Annotated in this window: 24 protein-coding genes; 11 read left to right on the top strand and 13 right to left on the bottom strand. The window is 73.2% G+C overall.

Annotated features, from left to right (window positions below; all coding sequences use genetic code 11):
* Nucleotides 1–64: 64 nt before the first annotated feature.
* The 5 genes from ACFWTE_RS24220 to ACFWTE_RS24200 form a co-directional block, all read right to left on the bottom strand.
* Nucleotides 65–1,279: a mandelate racemase/muconate lactonizing enzyme family protein gene (locus ACFWTE_RS24220; RefSeq protein WP_378782171.1), complete on the bottom strand. Its 1,215-nt coding sequence runs from the start codon at nt 1,277–1,279 to the stop codon at nt 65–67.
* A 136-nt stretch (nt 1,280–1,415) separates the two neighbouring features.
* Nucleotides 1,416–2,747 (bottom strand): enolase C-terminal domain-like protein, encoded by a 1,332-nt coding sequence (locus ACFWTE_RS24215; RefSeq protein WP_378782170.1) that lies wholly within the window; start codon nt 2,745–2,747, stop codon nt 1,416–1,418.
* Complete coding sequence (locus ACFWTE_RS24210; RefSeq protein ID WP_378782168.1) at nt 2,744–4,348, bottom strand: aldehyde dehydrogenase (NADP(+)); 1,605 nt, start codon at nt 4,346–4,348, stop codon at nt 2,744–2,746. Before ACFWTE_RS24210 ends, ACFWTE_RS24215 begins: the two co-directional genes overlap by 4 nt.
* A gap of 73 nt (nt 4,349–4,421) precedes the next feature.
* Nucleotides 4,422–5,327 carry a 5-dehydro-4-deoxyglucarate dehydratase gene (kdgD, locus tag ACFWTE_RS24205; protein ID WP_378782173.1) on the bottom strand — a complete coding sequence of 302 codons (906 nt, stop codon included), beginning with the start codon at nt 5,325–5,327 and terminating at the stop codon, nt 4,422–4,424.
* Between the two features lie 137 nt (nt 5,328–5,464).
* Nucleotides 5,465–6,358: a LysR family transcriptional regulator gene (locus ACFWTE_RS24200; RefSeq protein WP_378782167.1), complete on the bottom strand. Its 894-nt coding sequence runs from the start codon at nt 6,356–6,358 to the stop codon at nt 5,465–5,467.
* Between the two features lie 141 nt (nt 6,359–6,499).
* On the opposite strand from ACFWTE_RS24200, the gene ACFWTE_RS24195 reads away from it, so the two are divergent.
* From ACFWTE_RS24195 to ACFWTE_RS24185, 3 genes are read left to right on the top strand one after another with little or no spacing between them, the layout of a single operon-like run.
* The gene (locus ACFWTE_RS24195; RefSeq protein WP_378782166.1) at nt 6,500–7,513 is read left to right on the top strand and encodes a Bug family tripartite tricarboxylate transporter substrate binding protein; all 1,014 of its coding nucleotides are present in this window, start codon (nt 6,500–6,502) and stop codon (nt 7,511–7,513) included.
* On the top strand, nt 7,510–8,097 hold the full coding sequence (locus tag ACFWTE_RS24190) for a tripartite tricarboxylate transporter TctB family protein (protein WP_378782165.1): 588 nt from the start codon (nt 7,510–7,512) through the stop codon (nt 8,095–8,097). The genes ACFWTE_RS24195 and ACFWTE_RS24190 overlap by 4 nt, the downstream gene beginning before the upstream one ends.
* A gap of 8 nt (nt 8,098–8,105) precedes the next feature.
* Entirely contained in the window at nt 8,106–9,626 is a 1,521-nt protein-coding gene (locus ACFWTE_RS24185; RefSeq protein ID WP_378782164.1) for a tripartite tricarboxylate transporter permease, read from the top strand.
* Between the two features lie 34 nt (nt 9,627–9,660).
* Here the strand turns inward: ACFWTE_RS24185 and ACFWTE_RS24180 are convergent, their stop codons facing one another.
* Both ACFWTE_RS24180 and ACFWTE_RS24175 read right to left on the bottom strand, forming a co-directional pair.
* On the bottom strand, nt 9,661–10,329 hold the full coding sequence (locus tag ACFWTE_RS24180) for an HNH endonuclease family protein (RefSeq protein ID WP_378782163.1): 669 nt from the start codon (nt 10,327–10,329) through the stop codon (nt 9,661–9,663).
* A 301-nt stretch (nt 10,330–10,630) separates the two neighbouring features.
* A complete protein-coding gene (locus tag ACFWTE_RS24175) occupies nt 10,631–11,497 on the bottom strand; it encodes an LLM class F420-dependent oxidoreductase (protein ID WP_378782162.1) in 867 nt (288 codons plus the stop codon).
* A gap of 360 nt (nt 11,498–11,857) precedes the next feature.
* On the opposite strand from ACFWTE_RS24175, the gene ACFWTE_RS24170 reads away from it, so the two are divergent.
* The 4 genes from ACFWTE_RS24170 (at nt 11,858) to ACFWTE_RS24155 (ending at nt 15,407) form a co-directional block, all read left to right on the top strand.
* Nucleotides 11,858–12,424 (top strand): hypothetical protein, encoded by a 567-nt coding sequence (locus tag ACFWTE_RS24170; protein ID WP_378782161.1) that lies wholly within the window; start codon nt 11,858–11,860, stop codon nt 12,422–12,424.
* 149 nt (nt 12,425–12,573) lie between these two features.
* Nucleotides 12,574–13,629 carry a DUF2293 domain-containing protein gene (locus tag ACFWTE_RS24165; RefSeq protein WP_378782160.1) on the top strand — a complete coding sequence of 352 codons (1,056 nt, stop codon included), beginning with the start codon at nt 12,574–12,576 and terminating at the stop codon, nt 13,627–13,629.
* Nucleotides 13,630–13,776: 147 nt separating this feature from the next.
* The gene (locus ACFWTE_RS24160; protein WP_378782159.1) at nt 13,777–14,268 is read left to right on the top strand and encodes an FBP domain-containing protein; all 492 of its coding nucleotides are present in this window, start codon (nt 13,777–13,779) and stop codon (nt 14,266–14,268) included.
* A gap of 200 nt (nt 14,269–14,468) precedes the next feature.
* The gene (locus tag ACFWTE_RS24155) at nt 14,469–15,407 is read left to right on the top strand and encodes an NADP-dependent oxidoreductase (protein WP_378782172.1); all 939 of its coding nucleotides are present in this window, start codon (nt 14,469–14,471) and stop codon (nt 15,405–15,407) included.
* Between the two features lie 157 nt (nt 15,408–15,564).
* On the opposite strand, the gene ACFWTE_RS24150 is transcribed toward ACFWTE_RS24155, so the two are convergent.
* Nucleotides 15,565–15,759, bottom strand: coding sequence for a DUF1918 domain-containing protein (locus ACFWTE_RS24150; RefSeq protein WP_378782158.1), 195 nt, complete (start codon nt 15,757–15,759; stop codon nt 15,565–15,567).
* Nucleotides 15,760–15,881: 122 nt separating this feature from the next.
* Nucleotides 15,882–16,529, bottom strand: coding sequence for a YdcF family protein (locus ACFWTE_RS24145; protein WP_378782157.1), 648 nt, complete (start codon nt 16,527–16,529; stop codon nt 15,882–15,884).
* Between the two features lie 755 nt (nt 16,530–17,284).
* Here ACFWTE_RS24145 and ACFWTE_RS24140 point away from each other — a divergent pair.
* The 3 genes from ACFWTE_RS24140 (at nt 17,285) to ACFWTE_RS24130 (ending at nt 20,105) form a co-directional block, all read left to right on the top strand.
* On the top strand, nt 17,285–17,644 hold the full coding sequence (locus ACFWTE_RS24140; protein ID WP_378782156.1) for a hypothetical protein: 360 nt from the start codon (nt 17,285–17,287) through the stop codon (nt 17,642–17,644).
* A 434-nt stretch (nt 17,645–18,078) separates the two neighbouring features.
* A complete protein-coding gene (locus ACFWTE_RS24135; RefSeq protein WP_378782155.1) occupies nt 18,079–19,200 on the top strand; it encodes an ATP-binding cassette domain-containing protein in 1,122 nt (373 codons plus the stop codon).
* Nucleotides 19,197–20,105, top strand: coding sequence for an ABC transporter permease (locus tag ACFWTE_RS24130; RefSeq protein WP_378782154.1), 909 nt, complete (start codon nt 19,197–19,199; stop codon nt 20,103–20,105). The genes ACFWTE_RS24135 and ACFWTE_RS24130 overlap by 4 nt, the downstream gene beginning before the upstream one ends.
* A 222-nt stretch (nt 20,106–20,327) precedes the next feature.
* Here ACFWTE_RS24130 and ACFWTE_RS24125 read toward each other — a convergent pair whose 3' ends face one another.
* From ACFWTE_RS24125 to ACFWTE_RS24110, 4 genes are all read right to left on the bottom strand, one after another.
* Nucleotides 20,328–21,614: an alpha/beta hydrolase family protein gene (locus ACFWTE_RS24125; RefSeq protein WP_378782153.1), complete on the bottom strand. Its 1,287-nt coding sequence runs from the start codon at nt 21,612–21,614 to the stop codon at nt 20,328–20,330.
* A gap of 94 nt (nt 21,615–21,708) precedes the next feature.
* Nucleotides 21,709–22,416, bottom strand: coding sequence for a response regulator (locus ACFWTE_RS24120; RefSeq protein WP_378782152.1), 708 nt, complete (start codon nt 22,414–22,416; stop codon nt 21,709–21,711).
* 27 nt (nt 22,417–22,443) lie between these two features.
* A complete protein-coding gene (locus ACFWTE_RS24115) occupies nt 22,444–24,096 on the bottom strand; it encodes a sensor histidine kinase (protein ID WP_378782151.1) in 1,653 nt (550 codons plus the stop codon).
* Between the two features lie 139 nt (nt 24,097–24,235).
* On the bottom strand, nt 24,236–24,826 hold the full coding sequence (locus ACFWTE_RS24110) for a TetR/AcrR family transcriptional regulator (protein ID WP_378782150.1): 591 nt from the start codon (nt 24,824–24,826) through the stop codon (nt 24,236–24,238).
* A gap of 81 nt (nt 24,827–24,907) precedes the next feature.
* Between ACFWTE_RS24110 and ACFWTE_RS24105 the strand changes: the two genes are divergently transcribed.
* Nucleotides 24,908–25,801, top strand: a complete 894-nt coding sequence (locus ACFWTE_RS24105) for an oxidoreductase (protein ID WP_378782149.1) — start codon at nt 24,908–24,910, stop codon at nt 25,799–25,801.
* Nucleotides 25,802–25,875 lie beyond the last annotated feature (74 nt).

Here is a 25,875-nt window from a genome sequence, read left to right as displayed (position 1 = left end):
GCGCGTCATGGCGCGGGACCCCGCGGTACTTCCGTCCCGTCCCGGAACCGGGAGGGGAGCGCGGTCAGCCCGAGAGGGTGGTGCGCCCGTCGGCGTCGACGCGGACGCTCTGGTCGGTCCAGGCGCGTGCCTGGTCGCTGATCGTGAAGCCCAGACCGGGGCGGCCGGGCACGAGCATGCGCCCGTCCTCGATCTCCAGCCTCTCGTCGAACAGCGGCTGGAGCCAGTCGAAGTGCTCCACCCACGGGTCGATCTCGTAGGCGGCGGCGAGGTGCAGGTGGATCTCCATCGCGAAGTGGGGCGCCATCCTGATCCCGGCCTGCTGGCCGCGGGCCATGATCTTCAAAAAGGGCGTGATCCCGCCGACGCGCGCCGCGTCCGGCTGCATGAAGTCCACGGCGCCGGCCCGGATCAGCTCCTCGTGCTCGGCGGCGCTGGTCAACATCTCGCCGGTCGCGATCGGCGTGGCCAGCTCCCGGGCCAGGTCCGCGTGCCCCGTGGCGTCGTACGCGTCGAGGGGCTCCTCGATCCAGACCAGGTCGAACTCCTCCAGGACGCGGCCCATCCGCACGGCGGTGCTGCGGTTCCACTGCTGGTTGGCGTCCACCATCAGCGGGAAGTCGCCGAGCTCCTCGCGGACGGCGGCGACCCGGGCCAGGTCGGCCCGCCAGTCGGGCTGGCCGACCTTGATCTTGATGCCGCCGATCCCGCCGGCGCGTGCGGTACGGGTGTTCTCCAGCACCTGGTCGAGCGGTGTGGACAGGAACCCGCCGGAGGTGTTGTAGCAGTCCACCGCGTCGCGGTGGGCACCGAGCAGCTTGGCCAGCGGCAGCCCCGCCCGCTTCGCCTTGAGGTCCCACAGGGCGATGTCGATCGCCGCGATCGCCTGGGTGGCGAGTCCGCTGCGGCCGACCGAGGCACCCGCCCACACCAGCTTCGTCCAGATCCGCTGGATGTCGCTGGGGTCCTCGCCGATCAGCTCCGGGGCGATCTCCTGGGCGTGCGCGTACTGGCCGAACCCGCCCGCGCGCTTGGAGTAGGTGTAGCCGACACCCTCCAGACCCTCCTCGGTGCGGATCTCGGCGAACAGCATCGACACCGACGTGAGGGGCTTCTGCCGCCCGGTCAGCACCTTGGCGTCGCTGATCGGGGCGGCCAGCGGCAGGTCGACGCGGGAGAGCGTGACCTCGCTGATCCTGTCCGCGCCCGCGGAGCCCCGGGTGGGGGCGGCCTGGGCGCGCCGGCTCGTCTCGCTGCCGGATCCGGGCTGGGCGGTCATCGTGTCTCCAGGGTGTGGGTGTGCGGGTGGGCCATCGCGGAGGGGCACCGGGGGACGGACGCGCCCCGACCGTAGCGGGCCGGGGTGGAGCGGGAGGAGGACAGGGGGCGGGAAGGGTCCCGGGGGAGCGGGGCGTTCACCGGACCATCGCCGGCCTCTTGGGATCGAAGGTCCACCCCGGGACGAGGTACCGCATCGCCGCGGCGTCGTCCCGCGCCCCGAGCCCGTGTTCGAGGTAGAGCTCGTGCGCGACCGCCAGGGCGTCCCGGTCCAGTTCCACGCCGAGGCCGGGGGTGGTGGGGACCGCGACGGCGCCGTCCTCGATCCGGAGCGGGTCACGGGTCAGGGCCTGCCCGTCCTGCCAGATCCAGTGGGTGTCCAGGGCGGTGATCGCTCCCGGCGCCGCCGCGCCCACCTGGGTGAACATCGCCAGGGAGATGTCGAAGTGGTTGTTGGAATGCGACCCCCAGGTGAGCCCGAAGTCGTCGCACAGCTGGGCGACGCGCACCGATCCGCGCATAGTCCAAAAGTGCGGGTCCGCGAGCGGGATGTCCACGGCGTGCGAGCGCACGCTGTGGGCGAGCTGCCTCCAGTCCGTGGCGACCATGTTGGTCGCCGTCGGCAGGCCCGTGGCCCGGCGGAACTCCGCCATCACCTCCCGGCCGGAGTACCCCCCTTCGGCCCCGCACGGGTCCTCGGCGTAGGCGAGCACCCCGTCCAGCCCCGCGCAGAGCCTGACGGCGTCCTCCAGCAGCCAGCCGCCGTTGGGGTCCAGGGTGATCCCGGCGTCGGGGAAGCGGGCGGCGAGGGCCCGCACCGTCTCCACCTCCTCCTCCCCGGGCAGGACCCCGCCCTTGAGCTTGAAGTCGCGGAAGCCGTACCGCTCGCGCGCCGCCTCGGCCAGGGCGACCACCGCGTCGGGGGTGAGGGCGGGTTCGCGCCGGAGGCGTTCCCACTCGTCCCCGGGGTCGTCCTCCGCCAGGTAGGGGAGCGGTGTCCGGCTCCGGTCGCCGACGTAGAAGAGGTAGCCGAGCATGGGAACGCGGTCCCGCTGACGGCCCTCCCCCAGCAGCTCGCAGACGGGCACCTCCAGGTGCTGGCCGAGCAGATCCAGGAGCGCGGACTCGATCGCCGTGACGGCGTGGACGGTGGTACGCAGGTCGAAGGTCTGCTCGCCGCGTCCCCCCGCGTCCCGCCCGGCGAAGGCCGCCGCGACCTCGCGGAGCACCTGGTGGAACCGCGCCACCGAACGGCCGACCACCATGTCGGCGGCGTCGGCGATGGTGCGCCGGATCGGTTCGCCGCCCGGTACCTCGCCGACACCGGTCCGGCCCTCGCTGTCGGTCAGGATCGCGATGTTGCGGGTGAAGAAGGGGCCGTGGGCGCCGCTGAGGTTGAGCAGCATGCTGTCGTGCCCGGCCACGGGCACCACCTCGACGCTCACGACGGTCGGTGTCCGGGAGCTCATGACCGGCCCTCCGCGGTGGTGACGGTGCCGTCCACGCGGCGGCTCAGGCCCCACGGGTTGGCCTCCTGGAGGGCGGGCGGGAGGAACGCGTCGGGCATGGACTGGTAGGCGACCGGCCGCAGGAACCGGTGGAGGGCGAGGCTCCCGACGGAGGTGCCCCGCGGGTCCGACGTGGCGGGGAAGGGGCCGCCGTGCACCATCGCGTGGGTGACCTCGACCCCGGTCGGCCAGCCGCCGAACAGGATACGGCCGACCTTGCGCTCCAGGACGGGGAGCAGACGCCGCACGGCGACGGCGTCGTCCGCGGAGCCGGGGTCGGCGTGCAGGGTGGCGGTGAGCTGCCCCTCCAGCGACTCCAGAGCGTCGGCGAGTGCGTCCGCCAGGTCCTCGGCCGACTGTCCGTCCGCGGGGTAGCGGACCAGGAGACCCACCGCCCCGAAGACCTCCTGCTGGAGGCGGGGCCGGGTGGTGAACGACTTCAGTCCGGTGGCGAGGAGCATCGGCGCGAGCGCGTTCGGCCCCGGCCCGGCGGACCCGGTGGCGACCGTGTCGACGTCGGGCTCGGCCGCGAGGGAGTCCGCGCCCGCCGCGCGCGCGGAGGCGATGGGGCCGGTGAGCATGGTCTGCCCGGTGGCCTCGGAGATGAGCCGCTCGGCAGCCGCGAAGAAGCGGTCGCCGTCGGGCGTGGCGGGGACGAGGACGAGTCCGGGGTTGGTGCAGAACTGGCCCGCGCCGAGGGTCAGCGAACCCACGTACGCCCGCGCCAGGTCCTCCGCGGCGTCGCCCGCGAGAGCGCCCGGCAGGACGACCACCGGGTTGGAGGAGGACATCTCCGCGAACACCGGGACGGGCTCCGGGCGCGCGGCGGCGGTACGCATCAGCGCGAGGCCCCCGGCGCGGGAGCCCGTGAACGCCACGGCCTTGACGCGCGGGTCGGCGGCGAGGGCCTGCCCGATCTCGTTGCCGCCGCCGAACAGCAGGGAGAACACGCCTCCGGGGAGGCCGCTGTCCGCGACCGCCCTGGCCACCGCCTGGCCGACCAGCTCCGCGGTGCCCGGGTGGGCGTTGTGGGCCTTCACCACGACGGGGCAGCCCGCCGCGAGCGCCGAGGCGGTGTCACCACCCGCCGTGGAGAAGGCGAGGGGGAAGTTGCTCGCCCCGAACACCACGACGGGACCCAGCGGGACCTGGGCCTGGCGCAGGTCGGGGCGGGGGGCTGGCAGCCGGTCGGGGAGGGCGGGGTCGATCCTCGCCTGGAGGGCGTCGCCCTGCTCCACCACGTCGGCGAACATGCGCAGTTGGCCGACGGTCCGGCCGCGCTCGCCCTCCAGTCGCGCCGCGGGCAGGCCGGTCTCGCGTACGGCCCGCGCGGTCAGCTCCTCGCCGATCCCGTCGATGTTGTCCGCGATCCGGCGGAGGAAGGCGCCCCGTTCCGCCGGGGTCTGGGACCGGAAGGCGTCGAAGGCGGCCTCGGCCGCCCGCGTCGCGGCCTCGATCTGCGCGGGGCCGACCAGGCCGAAGGCCGGGCCGACCTCCTCACCGGTGGCGGGGTCGGTGGCGAGGAGGGAACCGGTGTTCCCCTCGACCGGTTCGCCGGCCACGAGTGATCTTCCTTCGACGGGCACTGCGGTACCTCCTGGTGTGGGTGCGGCAAGCTCTGCGCGGGGTCTGGGCTCAGGAGACCTTGGCGATGAGGGCGGCCAGCTCGTCGGTCTCGGCGGGGGCTAGGTCGGTCAGGGGCGGCCGGACCCGGCCGCCGTCGCGGCCGACCGCGTTGAGCCCGGCCTTGACGATGGATACGGCGTAGCCGCGCGTCCGGTCGCGGATGTCGAGGTAGGGGATCACGAAGTCGTTGAGCTTGCGGTAGACCTCGGTGCGGTCCTGGGCGCGGACGGACTCGAAGAACCCGAGCGCGAACTCGGGGAGGAAGTTGTACAGCGCGGAGGAGTAGGTGCTCACCCCGAGCTGGAGCAGCGGCAGGGCGAAGGTCTCGGCGGTCGGCAGCCCCCCGACGTAGATGAGCCGGTCGCCGACGCGGGCGTAGATCCGGGTCATCAGCTCGATGTCCCCGACGCCGTCCTTGAGGCCGATCAGGTTCGGGTTCCGGTCGGCGAGGACGGCGACGCTCTCGTCGGTGAACACGGCGTTCGCGCGGCTGTAGACGATGACGCCCAGGTCGGTCGCCGCGCAGACCGCGCTGACGTGCTCGATCAGCCCCGCCTGTCCGGCCTCGGTGAGGTAGGGGGGCAGCAGCAGGACCCCGTCCGCCCCGGCCTCCTGGGCGGCCGCGGCCTGGGCTGCGGCCGTCGCCGTCCCCCCGGTCGCCGGCGCGAGCACGGGCACCGCTCCGGCGACCTCGTCGACCGCGGCGCGCACCACGCGGTCGATCTCCGGCGAGGTCAGTGAGAAGCCCTCGCCCGTGCCCCCGGCCGCGAACAGGCCGGCCACGCCGAACCCCGACTGCCACGCGAGGTGCTCCCGGTAGCGGGTCTCGTCGAACGCGAGGTCCTGGTCGAAGTGGGTGACGGGAAACGAGAGGAGGCCGGACTTGAGCCGGGTCGCCAGCTCACCGGGGTGCATCAGAGTCACGCGTCATCCTTAGGTCGGCAGGTCTGGGGTCTCCCTGACAGGGGCCCGGGCTGTGTTGCCGTTACCGTACGGAGAAGCGATCGATGCTGTCCAAGAGTTGTTGTGCATTAACTGATACCGCACGGGTATCACGGCGACGCGGTTCCCTGCGCGGGCCAGGCCTCCAGGGCCCGGAGCACGGCGGGGTTGCGGGTTTCCCTCAGCCACAGCAGGTGGAGTTCGACCGGGTCCCCGGGCAGCCCGGCGATCTCCAGGTAGGAGACGCCGTCGACGCCCAGGCCGGTCGCCGACTGCGGCACGAACGCGGCCCCCCGCCCCGCCGCGACCAGCCACACCATCGTCAGGACCTGGCTGACCGTGTGCACCACGTTCTGGTGGGAGATGGGGACCAGGCGGACCACGAGGTCGTAGAAGTAGCGGGCCTTGGTCGGCGAGTGCATGATCAGCGGGACGTCCACCAGTTCCTCCGCCGTCACGGGGCCTCCGCGCCGGGCCAGGGGGTGGCCGGTCGGCACGGCGACCAGCATCCGCTCCCGGTGCTGGACCCGGGAGCCGAACAGTTCGGTGTCGAAGGGCGGCCGGGCCAGCCCCAGGTCGACCTCCTCGTTGAGGAGCGCCGACACCTGCTCGCGGGTGACCATCTCGAACAGTTCGATGTTGATCTCCGGCAGGACCTCCTCCAGGCGGTTCAGGAGTCCGCCGAGGGGCCCGTAGGAGGACGCGGCGGTGAACCCGATCCTCAGGGTGCCGCTCGCCCCGGCGGAGATCCGCCTCGCGAGGTCGGGTGCGCTGTCCGCCAGGGTGAGGAGCCGGCGGGCCTCGATGAGGAACGCGTCGCCCGCCGCGGTCAGGGACACCCGGCGCCGGTCGCGCTCCAGCAGTTGCACGCCGACCGTGCGTTCGAGCTTCTGGATCTGGCGGCTCAGCGGCGGTTGCGTCATCGAGAGCCGCTCCGCGGCCCGCCCGAAGTGCAGTTCCTCGGCGACGGCGACAAAGCCGCGCAGCTGGTCGAAGGAGAACATGATGCCAGGAAGGTATCATCTTATGCCGTATTTGCCTTGGACATGCATGGATAACTCCTCCTAGGCTGCCAGTCACTCACCAGCGTGACGGCACTCACAGTGCACGGAGTGGCGGACGGCCGCCAGATCGAAGGAGTTCGCATGACTCAGGCACCAGGGAAGAAAATCGCACGTCCGGGGGCCGTTCTCGGGATCACGGCGGCTCTGTCCCTGTCGGTCGCCGCGTGCGGGGGGAACCTGGCCGGAGGCGGTGGGGGAGGCGAGTTCCCGAGCGGGCCGATCACGGTCGCCGTCGGCCAGGACCCGGGCGGAAGCACCGACCTGATCGCCCGCGCCCTGACCGAGGGCCTCACCGACGACCTCGGCGTCGCCACCCCCGTGGTCAACACCCCGGGCGCCAACGGCGCCCTGGCCGCGAACGAGCTTGAGGGCCAGGACCCGGACGGCCAGAACCTGCTGGTCATCAACGCCTCGCTGACCGCGATCACCCCCCTCGCCGTGTCCGAGGACGAGGCGGTCGACATCGAGGGCTTCGAGGTGGTCACCGGGCTCTCCCGCGACGACTACGTCCTGGTCTCGTCCCCCTCCTCCGGCCTGGAGACGCTGGCGGACCTGGAGGACGCGGAGGAGGACCTGAAGTTCGGCACCACCGGGGTCGGCACGGGCAGCCAGCTCGCACAGGAGCTGCTCTTCAGCCAGGCCGAGATCTCCGGGACCGCCGTCCCCTTCAACAGCGGCGCCCCGACGCTCACCGCCGTCCTCGGCGACCAGGTGGACGTCGCCGCGATCCAGCTCGGCGAGGCGATCGGCCAGATCGAGGCGGGCGAGCTGAACCCCCTCCTCACCTTCGCCGCGGAGCGCAACGAGTTCCTGGGGGAGGTCCCCACCGCCGTCGAGGAGGGATACGAGGTCGAGGTCGCCCAGTACCGCGCGCTCGTCGCCCCCGAGGGCACCCCCGACGACGTCATCGAACGCCTGCGCGAGGCGTCCGAGGCCGCTTTCGCCACCGAGCAGTACCAGGCGTTCAACGAGGACAACCTCCTCACCGCGCACGAGATCCCCGGCGACCAGGTGGTCGAGGAGTGGACGGCCTCCCACGAGTCGTACCGGTCCATGACGGAGGAGTACGGCATCGACCTCGGCGGGTCGCAGTGATCACCTCACGGCGCGGGCGCGGGGAGAGCCAGGAGAACCAGGAGGAGACCGCCGGTGGGGCGGGCGTCTCCGACGAGGCGGGGACCGGCGAACCGGTCGGCCCCGGCCAGGGCGAACCCGACACGGCCGAGGAGCCGGCCCCGCCACCCGCGGGCCCGGTGACCAACCTCGTGGTCGCCCTCGTCGTGGTCGCCCTCGGCGCCGCCGGACTGCTCGGCTCCTGGTCGCTCGGACTGGGCGGCGCCTCCTCGCCCTCCGCGGGGATGTGGCCCTTCCTGGTCAGCGCGGCGATCACCTGCCTCGGTGCCGCCCTGCTGCTCCAGGCGCGGCGGACCGGTGACGCCGAGAGGTTCACGTCGTCCAGCTGGCTGGTCCTGGGCGGCCTGGCCACCATGGCGGCCTTCGCCTCCCTGATCGGGGTGATCGGCTTCGAGATCCCGTCCGCGCTGCTGGCCTTCGTGTGGCTGCGGTTCATCGGGCGCGAGTCGTGGCTGCTGTCCACCCTGACCAGCCTCGGCATCGTGGTCGCCTTCTACCTGCTGTTCGTCGCTGTCCTGGCAGTGCCGATCCCCCATCTCTTCTAGGAGCGACGATGGATTTCCTGACCCCCGTGGTCGACGGGTTCGGCGTCGTCCTCGAACCGACCAACCTCCTCTACTGCCTGCTCGGCGTCGTGGTCGGAATGCTGGTCGGCGTGCTCCCCGGACTCGGCCCGGCGGCGACCATCGCGATCCTGCTGCCGCTCACCTTCGGGGTCGAGCCGGTGACCGCGATCATCATGCTCGCGGGCATCTTCTACGGAGCCCAGTACGGCGGCACCATCACCTCGGTGCTGCTCCGGCTCCCCGGCGAGGCCTCCTCGGTGGTGACCGTCTTCGACGGCCACGCGCTGGCCCGCAAGGGCAAGGCCGGGACCGCGCTCGGGATCGCGGCGATCGGGTCGTTCGTGGGCGGCACGGTGTCGATCGTGGCCCTGTCGTTCCTCGCGCCCCTGGTCGCGGGTTTCGCCCTCGACTTCGGCCCCCCGGAGTACACGGCGCTCGCCCTGCTCGGAATCCTGCTGGTCGCCACGGTCAGCAACGGCGGGCGCGTGAAGGCGATCATCGCCGCGTGCCTCGGACTCCTGCTGGCCACGGTCGGGCGTGACATGTTCACCGGCGCCGAACGGTTCACCTTCGAGTCGCTGTCGCTGGCCGACGGGCTCGACTTCGTCCCGATCGCGATGGGCGTCTTCGGTCTCGGCGAGATCCTCTACAACCTGGAGGAGCGGCGCAAGGGCGCGACGGCCCCGGCGAAGGTGGCCAACGCGTGGCCCTCCCGCGCCGACCTGCGCCAGTCCTCCGGGGCGATCGGCCGCGGCTCCGTGCTCGGCTTCCTCCTCGGCATCCTCCCCGGCGGCGGTGCCACCCTGTCCTCCCTCGCGGCGTACGCGCTGGAGAAGCGCCGGTCCAAGACGCCCGAGCGGTTCGGCCAGGGAGCGGTGGAGGGCGTGGCCGCGCCGGAGACGGCCAACAACGCGGCTGCGACCTCCTCCTTCATCCCGCTGCTCACGCTCGGGATCCCCGCCAACGCGACGATGGCGATGATCTTCGGCGCGCTCATGATCCAGGGGGTGACCCCCGGCCCGCAGCTCGTCACCGAGGACCCCGCCCTGTTCTGGGGCGTGGTGAACTCGATGTACATCGGGAACATCCTGCTGCTGATCATGAGCATCCCGCTGGTCGGGCTGTTCGTGCGGATCCTGAGTGTCCGCGGGACGATCCTCGCCCCGATCACCGTGCTGATCACGCTGGTGGGCGTCTACACGGTCCGCAACAGTGTCTTCGACATCGCCCTCGTGGTGGTGTTCGGTGTCGTCGGCTACCTGATGAAGAAGTTCGGCTTCGAGCCCGGTCCGCTGGTACTCGCGTTCGTCCTCGGGTCACTGCTGGAGACCTCGCTGCGCCGTTCGCTCCTGGTCTTCGACGGCGACCCGACCGGGTTCCTCACCCGGCCGATCTCCGGCACGCTGTTCCTGCTGCTGGCCGTCGTCATCCTCCTGCCGTTCGTGCAGAAGCTGGTCAGGGGCCGGCGCGGAGCCGCCCGGGTGGAGCGCGAGAAGACGGACGCCTGAGCCGTCGGAGCCCGCGGCCCCCGGGCGGCCGGGGTCAGGCCGCGGGTTCGGTGTCGACCACCGCGTCGGGGCACTCGGCGGCGGCGGCCGTGAGGGCGTCCGCCTCGGCCTGGTCGACATCGAGGGACCAGCGCGTCTTCACCGCGGTCCACTCGGTGACGTACCTGCACAGTGCGGCCTCCGACGGGGGCACCCACTGGGCGGGGTCCTTGTCGGCCTTGGCACGGTTCTCCCGCGCGGTGACCGCGACCAGGGCGACCTCCTCGCCGAGGTCGTTGGCGTAGTCGCGGCGCCGGGCGGTGGTCCACTCCGAGGCCCCGGAGTCCCAGGCCTCCGCGAGGGGCACCATGTGGTCGATGTCGAGCCCGCGCGCCTCGGTGTGGACGCGGTCGTCGTAGTAGCTCTGCCATTCGCCCCCGGTGAGGCGGCACCTCTCGTCTGTCTCGGGGGCCACTGTGGCCTCGGCGATCAGGACCTCCATGCGGGTGTTGCAGCCGTCGCGGTCCTCGTCGGTCCAGTGCGGGAACAGCGACCGGTCGTAGCCCTCCCGGTTCTCCTCGGAGACCGGCAGCGAGGCGACGGCCTCGGCGAGGGGCACGGGCGCGGCCGCGTGGGCGGTGGCGGGTGCGAGGAGGAGGGCGGCGAGGCTGAGGGCACCGACGGTCGCGGTGAGAGCTGAGGGGCGCAAGGGCTTCCTTCGCATCGGTTGCTGTGTATGAGGGATCTGCGCCTTGAGGTGACCGCGGAAACGCCGCTGCCCCACAGGGACCTGACGGCGGGGTGCAGAACGGGGAAAGACGGGGCAAGGGGCGCGTCGTCTGCGGCGTATCGGTCATGCTCCCGGTGCGGCGGTGGTGGGCCCGATACCCGGGGCCGGGGAGAAGCGCGGAACGGGCACCGTGGTCGCCGCGCCCGTCACCCCCGGCCGCGCACGGCATGCCGACCGTCGCCGGGTGCTCCCCGCCCGTCGCCCCTCGGAGCCGGCCCCGCCTCCACCGCGTCTCCTACGCGTCGGCGACCTCGGGAAGCGTCGAGGCGAGCAGGTCGACCGCGCGCCGGGGCTCGGAGAACCCTTGGCCGAACGCGTACGCCACCGTGAAACCGACCTCCCGCAGGTCCAGCAGCTGCCCGACCAGTTCGCCCCGCGTCGTGTCGGGGGTGAAGGAGAACGTGGTGGTCTTCTCGACGGTGCCGTAGTCGCGGCCCACAGCGTCGCAGTGGCCCCTGAGGACGTCGAGTTTGTGCCGCGCCTCGGGACCGCCGAAGACGTTGCAGGCGTCCGCGTACCGGGCGACCAGCCGCAGAGTCTTCCGCTCGCCCGTGCCGCCGACCATCAGGTACGGGTGCGGGACGGAGAGGTTCTGCGGAGAGTTCAGGGTGCGGTCCAGCTGGTAGTGCTCGCTCTGGTAGGCGCCGTCACCGTCGTCCCACATCTGGAGGCAGATCTGGAGCGTCTCCTCCAGGCGTGTGAACCGTTCCGCGGTCGGGGGGAAGGGGATGCCCAGCCCGCGCGCCTCGTCCTCGTACCAGGCCGCCCCGATCCCCAGTCCGGCCCGGCCGCCCGACAGCGCGTCCAGCGTGCTGACCTGCTTGGCCAGGACCCCGGGCTCGCGGTACACGACGGCCGTGACCAGGGTGTGCAGCAGCACCCGCTCGGTGTGCGCGGCCAGGAAACCGAGGGTGGTGTAGGCCTCCAGCATGGCGTTCTCGCGGGGTCCGGTGGCGCCGCCCATCTGCCAGAGGTGGTCCATCACGGTGATACGCGCGATCCCCGACGCCTCGGCGTGGCGGGCGGTGTCGGCGAGCGTCCTGCCGATGGCGGGCGTGCCGCCCTCCCAGGTGAAGTCGGCGACGTGCAGACCGAGTTCCATGTGTCCTCCTCGACGCGGGCCCGGTGGCGTCCGGACCCGTGCCCAGTGTGCTCCCGCGGCCCCGGCCGGACCAGGCTGTGACACGGCCGGGACGCGTGTCGCCCGGCAGCGGGTGGCCCGGGGGTGCCCGCCGTCACCGGTGACGGGTGCACGAGGGGGCCGCGCGGGGTCAGGGGCGCAGCGTGTGGCGGAGGATCGCCTCGCTCGCCCTCGCGGCCCTGGCCTCCGGCGCCGTGCTCCACCTCGCCCGGCTCCTCCGGCGGGACTGACCGGCGGGCCGGCCGCGCCCCCGGAAACGGGGCGTGCGCCCTGCCGGTGCCCGTTGGTACCGGGGCCGGCGGACGGGGTAGTCACCCTGACATGGGGAAGAAGGCACAGGACTACCGCCAGGAGTACACCGACCCGGAGCTGAGGGAGCGGCTCAAGGAGCAGATCAAGGCATCGGACAAGGGCGGGGCGGCCGGGAAGTGGTCGGCGCGCAAGAGCCAGCTGCTCACCCAGGAGTACGAACGCCAGGGGGGCGGCTACCGGCACCCCGACCAGCTGAGCCCCGACCAGCGCGACCTTCGGCGCTGGACCGAACAGGAGTGGCAGACGGCCTCCGGTGACACGCGGGCCCGCGATGCCGAGGGAACGGACCGCTACCTGCCGCGCCACGCCTGGGAGCAGCTCAGCCCGCAGGAGCGGCAGCAGGCACGGCGTAGCAAACGCCGCGACGACCAGCGCGGCCGGGAGCACTCACCGAACCCGCCGGCGGCGAAGGCGGCCCGCAGGTCCGCCGAACTGGACCAGATGCCCGCGGCCGAGGCCGCCAAGTACGCGCGGCGGCTGTCGTCGGACCAGGCCCGCCGCGCGGAGGAGCACGAACGCGAGCACAAAGCCCGCAAGACCGTGCTGCGAGCACTCGCCAGGCGTACCGAGGGCTGAGGGGGAACGCGGGTGCGGGCTCGCGGAACCGGGGCCCGCGAGCCCGGGCGCGCGGTGGTCTCCCGGCCCGCCGCCCGGCCGCCGACGGGAGCGACACTAGGCTGGTGCGCCGAGACGTCGGATGAGCGGAACGGTCGGGGAACACGGGCATGGAACCGGATCTGGGGACGAAGCTGGGGCGCAGGGTGGCGGACGCCGCGACCGGCGCCGTCGCACGACGCGGGGCGGTGTCCGTGCTGGACGCGTTCACCTCCCTCGGATGGGTCACGGACAGGGCCCTCGACACCTGGCGGCAGGGGCGCGCCGACTTTCTCGGCGCGCTCGTCCAGGCGCCCCCCGAACGGCAGCGCGACGCCGTCGAACTCCTGCGGGTCTGGGCCGAGCGGCAGGACATGACGTGCGAGGAGGGCGAGTACCTCGCCGCGTCCCGGGAACGGCGGGACCTGCGGTTCACCCCCGACGGGGACCCCCGGTGGGAGCGGGCCTTCCGGGCCCACTGGGTGTCGCCCACCGCCACCGGGGCGCAGCGCAAGCGGGAGGAGAAGCGGCGCACCAAGGCCCCCGACCTCGTCGTGCTGGAGTCGACGCGGCCGTGGGAGTGCGCCTCCTGCGGGGAGCCCGGGACGGACCTGCTGTGCATGGAGGACGACGCACCGCACTGCCTGGCCTGCACTGACATGGACCACCTCGTCCTGCTGCCCGCGGGCGACGCCGCGCTCACCCGCCGCGCCAAGAAGGAGAGCGGACTCTCGGCGGTCGTCATGCGCTGGGTCCCCTCCCGCCGCAAGTACCGGCGGACGGGCCTCCTCGTGGAGGAACCCGCCCTGGAGGCGGCCGAGGCACAGTGCCTCGCGGACGAGGACGTCCGGGAGCGCCGCCGGGAACGGGACGCGGTGCGCCGGTCCGCCCAGGACGTGGTGTTCCAGGGACGCTTCGCCGAGGAGATCGCCCTCCGGTTCCCGGGGTGTCCGGAGGGCCGCGCGCAGCGGATCGCGGAGCACGCGGGCACGCGCGGCAGCGGAAGGGTGGGGCGGTCGGCCGCGGGCCGGGCCCTGGACCCGGGAGCCGTGCGACGCGCGGTCGTGGCGTCGGTCCGGCACGAGGACACCGACTACGACGAACTGCTGATGGCGGGGGTGCCCCGGGAGGAGGCCCGCTCACGTATCGCGGACCGCATCGACCACGTGCTGGCGGAGTGGTCCTGAGAGGATCGCGCCCGCACCGGGCGGCGGGGAGCACGCGCACGGAGGGCCTCCGTGGACGCTGCGGGGGCTGCGCGGGCGGTGCCTCCGGGTGGGACGTGCGCCATATCCCGTTGCCGGAGTCGTCCGCGCAGGTCTAGCGTCTTCCCCATGAGAGCTGTGACCGAGAAGGAGATCCGTGCGTCGTTCGTCAACTGCTCCAAGGGGGAGGCGACGAGGCTGGCCCTGCCGCGCGACCTCGCCACGCGCCCCTGGGAGGACCTGGACTTCCTCGGGTGGCGGGACCACACCGCGCACGAGCGCGCCTACCTGGTCATCGAGAGGGACGAGGGGCTCGTGGGGCTGGCGTTCCGGCTGCCGAGCGTACGAACGGGACTGCGCCGCAGCATGTGCTCGGTGTGCCTGACCACGCACCCCGGCCAGGGGGTGACCCTGATGGCCGCGCCCCGGGCGGGGAAGGCGGGGCGGGAGGGCAACACGGTGGGCCTGCACATGTGCACGGACTTCGCGTGCTCGCTGTACGTGCGCGGCAAGAAGGAGCCGGAGACCGGTGGGCGGTTCGAGGAGTCCCTCACCGTGGACGAGCAGATCGAGCGGGCCGCGACCAATCTCGCGGGTTTCCTGGACCGCGTGACCGCGTGACCGCGTGATCGTCTGACCGCCTCGCCGGGCGGGCGGGTCGCTGTCGGCGGGCCCGGCACGGCGTGCCCGTGGAGGCGGAGGGACGGAAAAACCGCCCAGATCCCTCCAGGGTCCCCGCCGGGCCGCTGCCGACCTGCCGACGCGGCCCTCGGCACCCGCGCTCCGGCCCGCACGGGTGGCACCCTGGGCCCATGAGGAGCATGCGCGCGATCAGCCAGGACACCCTCGGCGGCCCGGAGGTGTTGCGGGAGGTCGAACTGGAACGCCCCGAGGCGGCGATGAACCAGATCCTCGTCCGGGTGCACGCCGCCGGGGTCAACCCGAGCGACTGGAAGCACCGGAGAACCGGGCTGTTCCTGGGCGAGCCCCCGTTCGTCCTCGGCTGGGACGCCTCGGGTGTGGTCGAGGGGGTCGGTGCGGGGGTGACCCTGTTCAAACCCGGTGACGAGGTGTTCGGGATGGTCCCCTACCCGTACGGTGCCGGGACCCACGCCGAGTACGTGGTGGGACCGGCGCGGGCCTTCACCCGCAAACCGGCGGGGATCGACCACGTACAGGCGGGCGCGCTCCCCCTCGCCGGGCTCACCGCCTGGCAGGCCCTGGTGGACACCGCCGGGGTCTCCGAGGGGCAGCGCGTGCTGGTGCACGCCGCCGCCGGGGGAGTGGGACATCTGGCAGTGCAGATCGCGAAGGCCCGCGGGGCCTACGTCATCGGCACCGCCAGTGGCCACAGGCACGAGTTCCTGCACGCCCTGGGGGCCGACGAGGCCATCGACCACCGGACCACCGACTTCGCCGACTCGGTGCGGGACGTGGACGTCGTCCTGGACGCCATCGGCAGCGACGAGCAGGTCACCCGCTCCGTGCCGACGCTGCGCTCGGGTGGCGTGCTGGTGACCCTGTGGCCGGTGTTCAACGCGCCGGAGGCCCGCAGGGAGGCGGCGTCGCGCGGCATCCGGCTGGAGGGCATCGGGGTGGAGGCCGACCACCAGGGGATGCGGGAGATCGCGGCCCTGGCGTCCGGAGGGGAACTGCGGGCGGCGGTCGCGGGGGTGTTCCCCCTGGAGGAGGCCGCGAGGGCCCACGAGATGGGCGAGAGCGGCCGGGCGACCGGAAAACTCGTGCTCACCGTGGACTGAGCCGCCCGGAGACCCGGAGGGAGCGGGCCGGTCCCGCACGGCGGGGCCGGTCCCGCACGGCGGAGCGGTGGGTCCGCCTCACGGGCCGGCGGCGCACCGCCGGCCGACCGGGTGCGACCGGGGCGGCGGGCGGCGCGCCCGCCGCCCCGGGCCGCTGTCAGTCCACCGGGTGCCGGGGTTCCACCACCGTGTGCGGCCCCGGGTAGATCAACCGCTCCTCGCCGTCCGGGAACCGCACCAGGTACGGGGGGCCGTCCTCGGCCCCGCGCACCTCGACGATCTCCCCGATGTGTTGGCCCTCGCCGCTGGTGACGCCGTGCGTGTGCACGAGGTCGCCGATGGAAGCCCGCATGCCCTCCCCCGTTCCGGCCGGCTCGGACCGGCCTCGAACGGTGCCTACCCGGGAGTCCTGCCACGTGAAACGGGTGGGGACCGGGCGCCCCGCCCGCACCACCGGTGCGGGACACGGAGGGGTCAGCGCCCGATGAGGCGGCCGTCGTACCCCGCGCGGACGAGCGCCTCGAAGGCCGCGCGCACGTCGTCAGGCACCGGCTGGGGGATCGAGAAGCCGCGCGCCGGGTACTCGATCACCCGCTGCATGTCGCCCACGACCATGTCCACCACCAGCTTCTCGTCGCCCGTGTCCGCGACGTACTCCTCGAACGAGAGGGGCGCGGAGGAGCAGACGGGATCGACCGAGGGCCACAGCCTGCGGGCGGTCGCGTACGCCCGCCGCTCCATGTAGGGCTTGCAGACCACCAGCACGGTCTTCGGGTCCAGCCCGCTCCGGGTGGCGAGGTCGCGCGTGAACGCGATGTTCTCCCCGGTGTTGGTGGAGTCCGGCTCCATCAGGACCGCGTCGTCCGGGACGCCCAGGGACAGCACGTGCTCGCGGTAGTGGACGGCTTCCCCGCGCGGGAACCGGGCGAGGGTCGAGGGGCTGTTGCCCCCGCTGAGGACGAGCACGGGGAACAGGCCCCGGTGGTACAGGTCGGCCGCGTGCGAGGCCACCCCCAGGTTGGTGCTGCCCAGGGCGACGGCGATGTCGGCGGGGCGCGTCTCGTGCCCCATCAGGTGGTGCTCCCACAGCAGTTCTGCGTGGCGGCGGTCGGTTTCACGCATGGGCGCCTCCGGGCGGTCCAGGGAGTGTTCTTTGGAGGTTTCCGGGTCGGCGAGCGGCCGTCCGGGCGATCTCTCGCAAGACGATGTGCGACGTTCGGCCTGATGGTGTTCCACGAGCGCGGAGCGGTTCTGTTCGTGTTTAGCAGCAACGTTTGTCGATGGGGTCGGGCAACACCAAGGGCCTTGCGGTGGGAGCGTCTGCTGCCCCTCATGGTGGGACCCGATGCGGCCGCAGGCCAAGACCGAGCTGTACGCGGCCATCCGACGCGACGTGCGTACAGGCATGACGATCCGGAGCGTGATGCGCGAGCACGGCGCATCCCACCCCACCGTGACCAGAGCACTCGTCTCAGCCTGGCCCGAACCGCGCAAGAGACCGCCCCCGCGCCCGACCCGGCTCGACGTCTACGAGCCGCTGATCAACGCGATGCTCCGCGCGGACCTGGACGCCCCCCCCCGCGAGCTGCGCCCGGACCTCACCCGACCCGGGCAGGCGGGCCCCGGGGTGCGAACATCACCGGCGAGGAGGTCGGACGGGCGCCCACTCCGCCGCTCGCGCGGCCTCTTCGCGCCACGTGCACGCGCCCGCAGCCGAACCGGAGCCGGGAACGCGAACGTGACGGCGGCAGGGGGATCCGAACGGGCGCGTCGGGCGTCCTATCCGGTGGTCGGCGTGAATCGGTCACCAGAAGCGGTGCCTCCACCGACGGCCCGGAAGGAGTGGATCCCCCATGATGATCCCGCGGTGTCTTGCGGTGATAGGTACGAACGCACTGCTGGTGCTGGCGTCCTCGGCCTCGTGCGAGGTGACTTCGAGCAGCGGGGCCAGGACCGCCACCACCTCCTGCGAGAGCCGGGACTGCGCGGTCACCATCAGCGGGGCCCAAGGCGACGGCGAACTGTGGGAACAGGGGAACACGACGATCGAGTACCGCGTCCGCCTGGCCGACGACCAGGAGGCCGATGTCCGGGTGACCGTACAGGAGGGGGCGCACCGGGAGTCGGACGAGGCCACCCTCGTGCCCGGGGACTCCACCCAGGTGGGCGGCTACACCGTCACCTACGTCGAGCACACCGGCGATGCCGCCGGCTTCGACTTCACCTGGCAGGACTGAGACCGCACCCCCATGGCCTCCGCCGGACCGGCGCCGACTCCTTTCGGCTGGCGCAGACCCGGGCCGGGAACAGACAGGCCACGGCGATCCGACCACGAGGCACACCGTTCAGGGCGAAGGGCGAGCCAAGGGCTCGCCCTTCCGCTGTGTGCCCTCACCCCAGGCCGGGTTGTCGCTGGATCTCATCGACATTTCCGAGTCGGTGAAGCCCGGGTTGTTGCCCGAGGGCGTGAACAAGCCTCGCTGCTTCTGATCGACGCAATCGGCAGAGGCGCAGCGGGGGGAAGCCTGGTGGACGCGAGCCCGGAAGGATGCAAAAAACACGATCTAGGCACAAGTGGATAGGCGGGCCCCGACGAACCGCAGATGTGGTGCGGGGCCCGCGCTTCCTAGCGTGGTGCACCGAGGGGTCCGGAGAGAAGAGAGGGGTCGCGGTGCTCACGGTACGAGACCTGACCAAGCGCTACGGAGGCCGGAACGCGGTGGACGGCCTGACGTTCACGGCCGAACCCGGACGGGTGACCGGGTTCCTGGGGCCCAACGGCGCCGGGAAGTCCACCACGATGAGGCTGCTGCTGGGCCTGGCCCGGCCCACGTCGGGGGAGGCCCTGGTCAACGGCCGGGCCTACGAACGGCTGGCGCGTCCCTCGCACGAGGTCGGCGCCCTGCTGTCGCCGGACGCGGCGCACCCGGGGCGTACCGCTCGCGCGCACCTGACCGCGAAGGCGGTGGGCGCGGGCCTCCCCCGGCGGCGCGTGGACGAGGTCCTGGCCGAGGTCGGGCTCGCGGAGGCCGACCGCAAGCGGGTCGGCGGGTTCTCGCTCGGCATGCGGCAGCGGCTGGGCGTCGCCGACGCCCTGCTGGGAGACCCCGGCGTGCTCCTGTTCGACGAACCGGTGAACGGGCTGGACCTGGACGGCGTCCGGTGGATGCGCGACCTGACGCGCGGGCTCGCGGACGAGGGCCGCACGGTGTTCGTGTCCAGCCACCTGATGGGCGAGATGGAGATGGTCGCCGACCACCTGGTGGTGGTGGGCCGCGGGCGGCTGATCGCGGACGCCCCGCTCGCCGACGTGATCGCGGCGTGGTCGCGCACGCACGTCCTCGTGCACAGCCCGGACGCCGGACCGCTGCGGGAGCGGTTGGAGCGGTCGGGCCCGCGGGTGCGGGTCGAGGACGCCTCGGAGGACGGCGGGTCCGGGGGCGCCGGCGGCGCACGCTCCACCGGCCTGCGCGTGTTCGGGCTCGGCGCGGAGGAGGTCGGCGACCACGCGTACGCGGTGGGCGCGCGCGTCCACGGCCTGCGGGTCCTGGAGGCCTCCCTGGAACAGGCGTACCTGGAGCTCACGGGGGACGCCGTCGAGTACGGCTCCCGGACCGGACACGACCCCGGGCGGGCGGCCGGTGGCGTCGGCACGGGCGAGGCCGCGGAGGCGGCGGTCCCCGCCGTGCCTGCCGGCGTGGAGGGAACGGCGGACCGATGCCGACGGGACGGCCACGGGACGGAGTCGGAACGGGAACGGGGACCGGTGGAAGGCACGGGTGGGACGGGATGAGCGCAACGCACACGGGTGGACGGACGCGGAGGACGGGGCCCGACGGCACGGGGGCCGGGGAGAGCGCCTCGGAGCGCGGGGCCGCCGGATCCCCCGGCGGCCTCCGGGAGGGGAGGGCGCCCCGGGCCGGGACCGACCTGCTCGGGGAGACCGGCGCCGAGTGGATCCGCCAGTCGTCGCTGCGGTCCACGTGGTGGGTCGTCGCGGTGGCCCTGGCGGGCATGGCCGTGTTCGCGGCCATGATGGGGTACACCGAGCTGCCCCGGATCCTGGAGAACCCGGACGAGGCGGACTCCGCCGCGTTCATGCGGCTCACCTCGCAGGGACACTACTACCTGGTGCAGTTCGCGGTGCTGGTCCTGGCGGCGCTCGCGTCGACCGGTGAGTTCGGCAACCACAGCGTCACGAGCACGCTGCTGTGGCGGCCGAACCGGGGGGTGGTGCTGGCGGCGCGCACGCTGGTGTCCGCGGGCCTGGCCTTCGCGGTGGGCGTCCTCTCCACCCTGGCGGGGGTGGCGGTGCTGGCGGGGTTCGTGGCCCCGTACACGGGCGTCGACGTTGCGGAGACCGCGGTGACGGCACTGAGCGCGGGCCTGTGCATGGCGCTGTTCGCGGTGCTGTTCGTGGGGGTCGGCACGGCCCTGCGGAGCATGCCGGGCACGTTCACCCTGGGCTTCCTGCTGCTGTTGGGGTTGCCGATGGTCATGCAGCTGTCGGAGGTGCAGGTGATCGGCGACGCGGCGGCCCTGACGCCGGGCCTGGCGGGGATCGAGTTCTACGCGGGCGGTGACGTGGGGTTCTACACGGCGCCCCACGACGGACCGGTGAACCTCCTGGTGGTGCTGGGCTGGGCCGTCGCGGCGCAGATCGTGGCGCACACCGAGCTGCGCGTCCGCGACGTCTAGGGAGTGTTTTTCGAGGGTTTCCGGGTCGGCGAGCGGCTGTCCGGGCGATCTCTCGCAAGACGATGCGCGACGTTCAGCAAACGTCGCCGGCGTGCTGTCAGGGGCCCTGGCCCGGACGGTCTCGTCCTTGTAGCCGATGTGTGCGCCCGACCTCGCCGCAAGGACGAGAGCGCGGCGGAGGGGGCGGACCCCGGGCCCGCGCGGGCCCGGGGCGTGAGCGGCTCAGGGCTGTTCGACGAACTCCACCGCAGGGAAGTCGGCGGAGGGCCCGTCGAGCAGAGGGGCGTCCTCCCCCAGCAGGTGGGCGTCGAAGAACGCCGTGATGTAGGCGCGCTGGGTCCGCACCGACTCCCCTGGGTCGATCGGGCCGAGCGCCGTCCCGGTCGCCTCGTGCCACGCGTTCGAGTCCGGACGGTGGACCCCGGCGATCGCGGGGAGGATCCACTGGTGGTCCGTGTAGCCCATGTGCTCGGCGTCGGCCGTGTACAGCTCCAGGACGGGCGCGGACGACGCCTGCACGAACCTCTGGAAGGCCTCGTTGTACTCGCTGTTGTGCGGCAGCCGCCGTATCCCCGACAGCCCGGCGCCGAGGATCGCGAACGGCCGGTCCGCCCCCTCCAGGGTGGAGTCGGCCCACACCCCGTCGCCCGTGTGGTAGGCGAGGGTGCCGTCGAGGTCGATGCCCGCGTCGATCCGGTCGTCGACCAGCATTGCCTCGGCCGTGGTGAGACCTCCGGCGGAGTGGCCGAACATGCCCACGGCGTCCAGGTCGAGGGCCCCGACCAGGCCGGCGGGCAGGGTGCGGCCGTTCACATCGGGGTTGCCTCCCCCGGCCAGCTCGGCCACCTGGTCCAGGACGAAGCGGATGTCCTCCGTGCGGACCGCGATGGCCTCCTGGTATGTGGCCGTTCCGGTGTCGGGGACGCGAGTGCGGATGACGCGGCCGTCCGGGAGGTCGACGGCGGGCGTCTCGTAGGTGTGGTCCACGGACACCACCGCGTAGCCGTGGGAGGCGAGCTCCTCGGCGTTCGAGGTGTTGAGGAACCGGGTCATCCTGAACCCGGGGGAGAAGAGCACGACGGGGAACGGGCCCGCCCCTGCCGCGGCGTCCGCGTCCAGCAGGGCGTTGGTCCGGGAACTCTCGAAGTCCACCGTGTCGCGGTGCAGCCCGAGCTGCTCCAGCTGGCTCCGCAGCGGACCGCGGAGCGACCTGGTCACGTAGGGGGCGTGTTCCTCCCCGCCGTCCTCGGCCGGGTACCAGACGCTCACCGTCAGGTCCCGGTCGTCGGCGCCCTCCACCCACGGGTGGCCCCGGCCCGGGTCGAGGAGGTGCAGTTCGGTACGGCCGACCGTGTGCGGGCCGGTGGGCTCGGGAGGTGTGAGGACCACGCTCCCCGGGTCGGTGGCGGCGGTGATCGCGGCGGGAGCGGAGAACGTCGCGGCGAGGACGAGCGCGGCGGACCCGTAGGCGAGCAAGCGCTTCCTCGCGGTGGAACCGGTTCTGGTCATGTGCGGCATCGTCGCCCTCCCGCGCCCCCGCGCACATCGCCTGGACGGCAGCGGCCGGGTAGGCACAAAGGGGTAGGCGGGCGGGGCGGTGCCCTCAGTACCCCCGCACCAGACCGGCCTCGTGGGCGAGGACGGCGGCCTGGACCCGGTTGCGGACGCCGAGCCCCGTGAGGATCGCCCCCACGTGCACCTTCACGGTGCCGGGGGCGATGGCGAGGCGACGGGCGGCCTCGTCGTTCGAGCAGCCCTCACCGACCAGCGCCAGCACCTCGCGCTCGCGCGCGGTGAGCCGCCCGACCCGCTCGCGGGCGGCCGAGGCCCGGGACAGGCGGGGGCCGGAGGCGTCGAGTGCGTCGATCACCCTCCGGGCCACCTCCGGCGACAGGTACGCACCGCCGTCCGCCACCGCGCGCAACCCCGCCACCAGCTGCTGGGGGTCGCCGCTCTTGAGGACGAACCCGTCGGCACCGGCCGCCAGGGCCCGGCTGATGTAGGCGTCCTCGGAGAAGGTGGTGAGGATGACGACCGCCGTCCCGGGGTGCTCCGCGACGATCGTTTCCGTGGCCGCCAGCCCGTCCGTGCCGGGCATCTGCACGTCGAGCAGGGCGATGTCGGGACGGTGCTCCGCGACCAGCGCCACGGCGTCCGCACCGTCGGCGGCCTCGCCCACCACCTCGATACCGGGCACCGAGGACAGGATCGCGCGGATGCCCGCGCGCATCATCGCCTCGTCGTCGGCGAGGACGATCCTCAGATCCGGGCCTGCCCCGACCGCGTCGCGGTCACCGCCTGTCGCGTCCACCCGGACACCCTACTGGCGGCCCCGTCCTCACTCGAAGCGCCGGATCTCGTCCTTGGAGACGAGGACGCCGTCCGCGAAGCACAGCCGGTAGACCGGAGGCAGCCCGTTCTCGTAGCGCACCAGGTAGTAGGAGCACTCGGAGCCGGCCGGGTCTGGCGGCCGGTTGTCGACCGACTGCCGGGGGTACGCGAAGCGGGGCAGCTCCCGCTCGACCAGGGCCCTGTCGTCGCCGACCGAGATCCGCTCGTACCGTTCCGGCGGCAGGACACTGCTCGTTCCGATCCACCACAGCAGCGCGAACCCCGCCAGGACCGCCCCGGCCCCCAGGGCGACGGGGACGGCCACGGCGGCCACCAGCCGCTGTCGGGCTCGGCCCCGGGCCTCGGTGAGGGCGCGCCGCGTCTCCGACGCACCGGGGCCGGAAGGGTCCCCGGCGGGGTCGCCACCTCCGGAACCCCGGCCGGGAGGGGTGTCCGGGACGCTCGCCCGCACGGAGAACCCCCGGCCGGGTGCGCCCTCCGGCGCGGGCCCGGTGTCGAGGCCGCCGCCGAGCCCCTCCACCAGGGAGCGGAGCCCGGCCAGGCCCGAACCGTCCGACCCCCGCCGGGCCGGGAGCGCGGACAGGTCGCCCGGCGGCCCCGTGTCGAGGACGGACACCCGGGTCAGGCACCCCTTCCGGACGACCCGGACGGTCACCTCGGCTCCCGGCGCGTACTTGGCCGCGTTGGTGAGCGACTCCTGGACGACCCGGTGCACGGCCGCGCCGCCCGGGGTCGCCGGGTCCGGGTCGGTGCCCTCCCGCAGGAGCCGGATCGACATGCCCGCGTCGGTGGCGCGCCGCACCAGGGCGGCCACCGGCTCCGCGCTCACGCCGCCCTCGCCCTCGCGCAGCACGCCGATGACCTCCCGCAGCCGGAGGTTGGCCTCGTGCGCGGCCGTGCGCAGCTCCCCGGCCGCGCTCCGCTGGTCCGAGCCCTCGGGTGCGGACATCTCCAGGGCCGCGGCGCGCACCGCGATCAGTGCGAGGTCGTGCCCGAGGGAGTCGTGCATCCGCGTGGCGATCCGGGCGCGCTCCCGCAGGCGGGCGCGGTCGGCGTCGGCGGCGCGGGCCCTCTCCATCCGCTCGGCGATGGCCCAGCCGTCCCGCGACAGGCGGCCTCGCAGCAGCAGGTAGCGGCCGAGCAGTAACGGGGCGAGCGTGGTCAGGGCGATGGCCAGCGCTCCGCCCAGCCAGTCCACGAACCCGGACAGGAAGGTCCGTGTGTCGTGGCCCGACACCAGACCCAGCGACACGAACGCGGCCAGGGTGAACGTGCACGCCAGCGCCGCCATGACCGCCACCGGCCGTACCCGCTCGGAGCGCAGGCCCGCAAGGAAACCGAGCGGGAGCAGCGCCAGCCACGGCGTGACGGCGAAGGTCTCCACCCGCAGGGTCGCGGACGCCGCCATTTGCAGGACCGAGGCGGAGAGCATGACGCCCAGGGCGGTCAGCGGGTGCGAACGGGACAGGGCGGCCGCGACGGCCAGGGCGAGGACCAGCGCAGACGCTTCGAGCAGAGGGGGACGGTCACGGGAGCCGAACAGCTCGATGACGGTGAGCGCCCCGAGGAGTGTCCACAGGGCGGCCCCTGCGGCCGGGCGCACCCACCGGAGCGCTGTCTCGCGTGTGCCTTCCCGCATGCGCACAGGCTAGTGCGGGACCGGAAGGGTTCGCAGCCCCGCCTCCTCCCGTCACACCCGCGACGGTTCCGGTCGGTCCACTGACCGGACGGGAGCGCGACTCACCCTCCGCGGAGGCCGTCCCGGTCGCGGTCCCGGGTCAGCGCGGGGTGAGGCCCCCGAAGAGGACCCTGACCACCTCGGCGAGGCTCTCCTCGACCTTCGCCGGAGAGGTCGCGGCCTTGAGCGAGGCGAAACCGTGCAGGGTGGCGGACACGGTGACCGCCACCGGCCAGGGGTCGCCCCCGGAGATCTCACCCCCGGCCTGGCCGTCGATGATGGGACGCATCACCGTGTCGAGCAGCCGTTCCACGGCGGCGGACAGCTGCGCGGGGGCCCGGGAGTCGTGCTTGCGCGCGTACATCAGGTCCAGCAGGGCCGCGTTGTCGATCGCGAACCCCACGTAGGTCCTGGCCAGGGCCAGGACGCGGGTGCGCGCGGAGGAGTCCTCCGCGGTGGCCAGGGCGTGTTCCAGGCGGCCGGTGAGGCGGTCGAACCCGGTGAGCGCCAGCGCGTCGAGCAGGGCCTGCTTGTCCTTGAAGTGGCGGCCGGGGGCGGCGTGGCTCACACCGGCCTCCCTGGCGAGTTCGCGCAGGGACAGTGCGGACGGACCGCGTTCGGCGAGTGCGCGCTCGGCGCTGGCGATCAGGGCGGCGCGCAGATCTCCGTGGTGGTAGGGGCGGTCAGCCATGCCACCCAGCATAAACGGAGGGCCTCTACCACCTCATTGTTGTCATTGACAACTTGTCAGGGGCTCGCCTACCGTGGCGAGATGGACACCACAGCGGTCACCATCCCCGACCTCAGTGGCCGCACTGCGGTCGTCACCGGAGCCAACAGCGGCCTGGGCATCGAGACCACGCGCATGCTGGTCGCGGCGGGTGCCCGTGTGGTCATGGCCGTGCGGGACGAGGGCAGGGGACGGGCCGCGGCGGACAGCGTCGGCGGCGACACCGAGGTGCGCCGCCTCGACCTCGCCGACCTGTCCTCCGTGCGGGAGTTCGCCGACCGGTGGGAGGGCGACCTCCACCTCCTGGTCAACAACGCGGGCATCATGGCGGTCGCCCAGGGGACCACCAAGGACGGCTTCGAGCTCCATTTCGGCACCAACCACCTCGGTCACTTCGCCCTCACCAACCTCCTCCTGGAGCACATCACCGGCCGCGTGGTCACCGTCTCGTCGGGACTGCACCGCAGGGCGCCGGGCATCGACTTCGACGACGTCAACCTGGAGCAGAGCTACACCCCCTACCGGGCCTACGACCAGTCCAAGCTCGCGAACCTGCTGTTCACGCTGGAGCTCCAGCGGCGCCTGGAGGAGGCCGGATCCCCGGTCCTGTCCACCGCGGCCCACCCCGGCTACGCGGCGACCAACCTCCAGAGCCACGGCGCCAACCCGCTCCTTCGGGGGATCGCTCTCCTGGGCAACCGGGTCTTCGCCCAGAGCGCCGCCCACGGCGCCCTGCCCATCATCTTCGCCGCCACCCAGGACGTGCCCGGCGCGGCCTACGCCGGGCCCAAAGCCCTGGGCGGTACGCGCGGCGCCCCCGCGCTGTCCAGCCGCAGCGAGGCCGCCTGGGACGGGCGCGCCGCCAAGCGCCTGTGGGCGCTCTCGGAGGAGATGACCGAGGTCACCTTCCCGCTCACGCCGCTGGAGCGGCCCTGAGCGCAGTCTCCGGTCCGCGCGTACGAGAACGCGCGGGCCGTCCGCACGCACGGAGGGTCCCGCCGGAACCGGCG

This window comes from Nocardiopsis sp. NPDC058631, assembly GCF_042716955.1.
Taxonomy (GTDB): Bacteria; Actinomycetota; Actinomycetes; order Streptosporangiales; family Streptosporangiaceae; genus Nocardiopsis.
The sequence above is the reverse complement of the archived record's forward strand: the minus strand, read 5'-3'. Positions and strand labels throughout refer to the sequence as shown.

Coding starts and splice junctions, on each gene's coding strand:
- ACFWTE_RS24155 (WP_378782172.1), top strand. CDS start 14,469: ATGCGCGCGATCAGCCAGGACACCCTCGGCGGCCCGGAGGTGTTGCGG.
- ACFWTE_RS24160 (WP_378782159.1), top strand. CDS start 13,777: ATGAGAGCTGTGACCGAGAAGGAGATCCGTGCGTCGTTCGTCAACTGC.
- ACFWTE_RS24200 (WP_378782167.1), bottom strand. CDS start 6,358: ATGTTCTCCTTCGACCAGCTGCGCGGCTTTGTCGCCGTCGCCGAGGAA.
- ACFWTE_RS24165 (WP_378782160.1), top strand. CDS start 12,574: ATGGAACCGGATCTGGGGACGAAGCTGGGGCGCAGGGTGGCGGACGCC.
- ACFWTE_RS24180 (WP_378782163.1), bottom strand. CDS start 10,329: ATGCGAAGGAAGCCCTTGCGCCCCTCAGCTCTCACCGCGACCGTCGGT.
- ACFWTE_RS24185 (WP_378782164.1), top strand. CDS start 8,106: ATGGATTTCCTGACCCCCGTGGTCGACGGGTTCGGCGTCGTCCTCGAA.
- ACFWTE_RS24150 (WP_378782158.1), bottom strand. CDS start 15,759: ATGCGGGCTTCCATCGGCGACCTCGTGCACACGCACGGCGTCACCAGC.
- ACFWTE_RS24195 (WP_378782166.1), top strand. CDS start 6,500: ATGACTCAGGCACCAGGGAAGAAAATCGCACGTCCGGGGGCCGTTCTC.
- ACFWTE_RS24220 (WP_378782171.1), bottom strand. CDS start 1,279: ATGACCGCCCAGCCCGGATCCGGCAGCGAGACGAGCCGGCGCGCCCAG.
- ACFWTE_RS24130 (WP_378782154.1), top strand. CDS start 19,197: ATGAGCGCAACGCACACGGGTGGACGGACGCGGAGGACGGGGCCCGAC.
- ACFWTE_RS24145 (WP_378782157.1), bottom strand. CDS start 16,529: ATGCGTGAAACCGACCGCCGCCACGCAGAACTGCTGTGGGAGCACCAC.
- ACFWTE_RS24170 (WP_378782161.1), top strand. CDS start 11,858: ATGGGGAAGAAGGCACAGGACTACCGCCAGGAGTACACCGACCCGGAG.
- ACFWTE_RS24125 (WP_378782153.1), bottom strand. CDS start 21,614: ATGACCAGAACCGGTTCCACCGCGAGGAAGCGCTTGCTCGCCTACGGG.
- ACFWTE_RS24105 (WP_378782149.1), top strand. CDS start 24,908: ATGGACACCACAGCGGTCACCATCCCCGACCTCAGTGGCCGCACTGCG.
- ACFWTE_RS24215 (WP_378782170.1), bottom strand. CDS start 2,747: ATGAGCTCCCGGACACCGACCGTCGTGAGCGTCGAGGTGGTGCCCGTG.
- ACFWTE_RS24115 (WP_378782151.1), bottom strand. CDS start 24,096: ATGCGGGAAGGCACACGCGAGACAGCGCTCCGGTGGGTGCGCCCGGCC.
- ACFWTE_RS24110 (WP_378782150.1), bottom strand. CDS start 24,826: ATGGCTGACCGCCCCTACCACCACGGAGATCTGCGCGCCGCCCTGATC.
- ACFWTE_RS24175 (WP_378782162.1), bottom strand. CDS start 11,497: ATGGAACTCGGTCTGCACGTCGCCGACTTCACCTGGGAGGGCGGCACG.
- kdgD (WP_378782173.1), bottom strand. CDS start 5,327: ATGCACCCCGGTGAGCTGGCGACCCGGCTCAAGTCCGGCCTCCTCTCG.